The sequence below is a fragment of the Synechococcus sp. Cruz CV12-2-Slac-r genome (genome assembly GCF_024346075.1).
Taxonomy (GTDB): Bacteria; Cyanobacteriota; Cyanobacteriia; order PCC-6307; family Cyanobiaceae; genus Synechococcus_D.
In genome coordinates this window covers 1-3,428 of record NZ_JAGQEK010000164.1, presented here as the reverse complement: position 1 = coordinate 3,428, position 3,428 = coordinate 1, and the positions used below count along the sequence as shown (strand labels likewise).

The 3,428-nt window shown below is 45.1% G+C and carries 3 protein-coding genes; 2 read left to right on the top strand and 1 reads right to left on the bottom strand.

The window, feature by feature from the left end:
* Together KB557_RS09905 and KB557_RS09900 are read left to right on the top strand one after the other, a co-directional pair.
* On the top strand, window positions 1–502 hold a 502-nt coding region (locus tag KB557_RS09905; RefSeq protein WP_255133773.1), incomplete at its 5' end, for a type IV pilus twitching motility protein PilT.
* Complete coding sequence (locus KB557_RS09900) at window positions 499–1,734, top strand: type II secretion system F family protein (RefSeq protein ID WP_255133771.1); 1,236 nt, start codon at window positions 499–501, stop codon at window positions 1,732–1,734. The genes KB557_RS09905 and KB557_RS09900, both read left to right, overlap by 4 nt.
* Window positions 1,735–1,739: 5 nt before the next feature.
* Here KB557_RS09900 and KB557_RS09895 read toward each other — a convergent pair.
* A partial coding sequence (locus tag KB557_RS09895) for an acyltransferase family protein (protein WP_255133769.1) occupies window positions 1,740–3,428 on the bottom strand: 1,689 nt, incomplete at its 5' end.

Sequence of the window (3,428 nt, the reverse complement as noted above, 5' to 3'; positions counted from 1 at the left end):
AGCGCTACGGGAGGATCCAGATGTGATCCTAGTGGGCGAACTAAGGGATCTTGAAACAATTCAGCTTGCAATCAGCGCGGCAGAAACCGGCCATTTAGTGTTTGCAACATTGCACACCAATTCGGCTGCCCAAACGATTGAACGGCTAATTGATGTATTCCCGGCGGCACAACAAAGCCAAATCCGAATGCAGCTTAGTGGCAGCCTACTGGCGGTATTCGCGCAAACACTATGCAGAGCTATTGATAAAAGTAACGGTTGCTTTGGTAGGGTGATGGCACAAGAAATAATGATAAATAACAACGCTATTGCAAACTTAATTCGCGAAGGTAAAACAGCACAAATATATTCTCAATTGCAAACTGGCAGCAAGTTTGGCATGCAAACAATGGAACAATGTTTAGCAAATCTCATAAATAATAAGCAGATTAGCACTGCCGAAGCCTTAACAAAAACCGGGAGGCCAAGCGAACTACAAAATCTATTGATGGGGGCACCATGAATAAACATACATATATAGGCAGCTACCTAAATTCAAACGGAAGAGAACAACTTATTCAAGTAAAAGCCTACGACCTAGCAGAAGCCAAACGAAATCTACGCCAACGCGGCATATTAGCTTTAGATCTAAAAATAGCAGAAAACGATGTAAAGTTACATGCATCTATCCCACAAATTAAGTTTAACTTTGAGAAGTGCCCCGGAGTAAAGGATAAAGCATTATTTGCAAATAAACTTGCTGCACTTGTTGGAGCGGGAGTACCTATCGTTCGCAGCCTAGATTTAATTACCAAACAACAACGCCAAGCCCTTTTCAAACGGGCCTTACAAAAAGTGTCGACAGAGGTAAATCAAGGCAGTTCACTTGCAGATAGCTTAAGGCTCTGGCCCCAAGTATTTGACCCGCTAATGGTAACAATGGTGGAAGCTGGAGAAGCGGGTGGAGTATTAGAAGAGGTGTTAAGACGGCTAGCAAAATTACTAGAAAATAATGCTAAATTACAAAATCAAATTAGGGGTGCACTAAGTTATCCCCTCACGGTGCTGCTGATCGCTGTGCTGGTATTTCTTGGAATGACAATATTATTAATACCAACATTTGCAGAAATATTTAAAGAGCTAGGAGCAGAGCTGCCTGCTTTTACAATATTAATGCTAAATTTAAGCGCTATTCTACGCTCCCCGCTTATTATTTTGCTTGGGGCAATGCTAATATTTATTTATTGGTTAATACGTAAAACCTATAGGGGTAAAGAAGGTCGCTTAAAAATTGATGGGTTACTTTTAAAATTACCTGTATTTGGCGATTTAATTGAAAAAACGGATACTGCCCAATTTTGTCGCACCTTCAGCAGCCTGAGTCGAGCTGGGGTACCAATTTTGATGAGCCTGAAAATTGTTGCTGATAGTGTGGGAAATAAAGTGTTAGCAAATGCAGTGGTGGCCTCAAGATTAGAGGTGCAGGAAGGGGGCAGCCTGAGCCAGGCACTGGGAAGACAAAGATTGTTTCCAGCAATGGCATTAAGCCTTATTGCAATTGGTGAGGAAACCGGCCAAATGGATGTGATGCTTTCAAAAATTGCTGATTTCTATGAAGATGAAATTGCTGTAGCTATAAAAACAATTACCACCATGCTTGAGCCCGCAATGATTGTTATTGTTGGCGGTATTGTTGGCTCTATTTTACTTGCTATGTATCTACCAATGTTTAACGTATTCAATAAAATTGGTTGATTAAATTAAGGCTGAAGTTGCAACCATTCGCCGAGGGCTGCACTGCCGTAGGCGCTGAGGTGGTCGTGATCTGAATAGAAAGGCCGTCCGCCAAGGCTACTGCTGCATTTTTGTTGATCACAAAATAAATTAATGGGATCAATAATTTCCAGCCCCGGCAGGCGTTCTTGCAGCTGCAGTAAGCGCTGAAGAGCAGGATTTCGGTCCTTTTCAAAATCCTGGCGGGATTGATGGCATTCCAGCTTCAATTTTTCCTGCCAGCCAAGGCATTGTTTACCTAAAACGTTATAAACAGGCCAGGGGGCAAGCAAGCCAATGCGCACCCCTTGGCGTTGCAATTTCTGCAACCCTGGTTCAAAGCTTGGCCCCATTAACGGAGTTTTTGGATTGATATATGGAGCAAAACTAAGCCGCGGAGATAAGCGTGGCATCCGTAAACTCGGCAAAAGCAAACGATCACCGGGCTTTGCAAAGCGCTGCACTAAATCAAGAGCTTGAGCTTCATAAATGCTGCAACGGGGAAGATCAAAGCTGTAAGAAATTAATGAACAGCCACCCATTCCAGGCGGTGTTATAAGCAAACCCACCAGCCCAGGTTTTGCAGCCACCATGCTGCGCACCGCCGCCACCAAAGAACCGGCATGGGAATCACCCAAAACAAAGAAACGCTGCTCCCCACCACGCAACACTTGCTGCGGATCCAAAACGCTTACTTTTGATGCCTGCACAAGGCTGAGCTGCAGGCTTAGCCCGGGCGTTAGTTGCTTAATTTGCGCAGGAGTGAGGGAAATAGCCGCAGCATCATTATTATTTTTTGCAGTGCTGCCGAGCAGTTGATTGATAGGTTGCGGATCATTCGCATTCCATGCCAATTCTGAGAAAGTTGCCAGGCCAAGGGGGCCACGTAAACGTTCCGCTTGGCTTTCGAAGCCAATCAAACTCACTAATCCCAAACCCCCAGCCACAGCCAGCTGAACCAGGGAGGCCTTGCGCCAAGGGCCCTGTTCCACAAAGCGATAAGAAAGCCAGGTAAAAATCAAAGTGGAAACCAGCGCTGCTGGCAACCAATAGCCGGATTGGCTTCCAAATAGATAACGGGAAAACACAATGCACGGCCAGTGGTAGAGGTAAAGCGAATATGAAATCCTTCCTAAAAACCGCAACAGATGGCACTGCACTAAGGCCGTAAGGGGGGCTACAACACCAAAGCTGAGCAATACCCCACTGGCAAAAACAGGTAGTAATACGCCTGGAAGTGGATAGGGAGCCTTGTCTGAAAGCAGGCAAAAACTAATTAACAAGCCTGCCACTGCAAGCCATTGGGCCAAAGGTGCAAAGTTTTTAAGCTTCTCTAATCGTTGTTGCAGCCTTGGCAACGCCCCCGCCAAAGCAAGCAACACTCCGGTTGCTAACTCCCAAAAACGACTAATTGGAGATAGGTAAGCCCGCTGGGCGTTGAGTTCAGACCAATGCCAGGCGATCAGCAAAGAAGCAAGCAAAAGTGCAACTGCTGCAAGCCAAAATCGCCAGCGCCGTTCACCACGCACAAAAGGAAGAAAGAACAGCGGATAAATTAAATAAAATTGCTCCTCAATCCCCAAAGACCAAGTATGCAGATAAGGGTTTAAATATTGATCCGGACTAAAGTAGTTTGTTTGCTGCGCAAGCAGTTTTAAATTTGATATTCCAAGCAA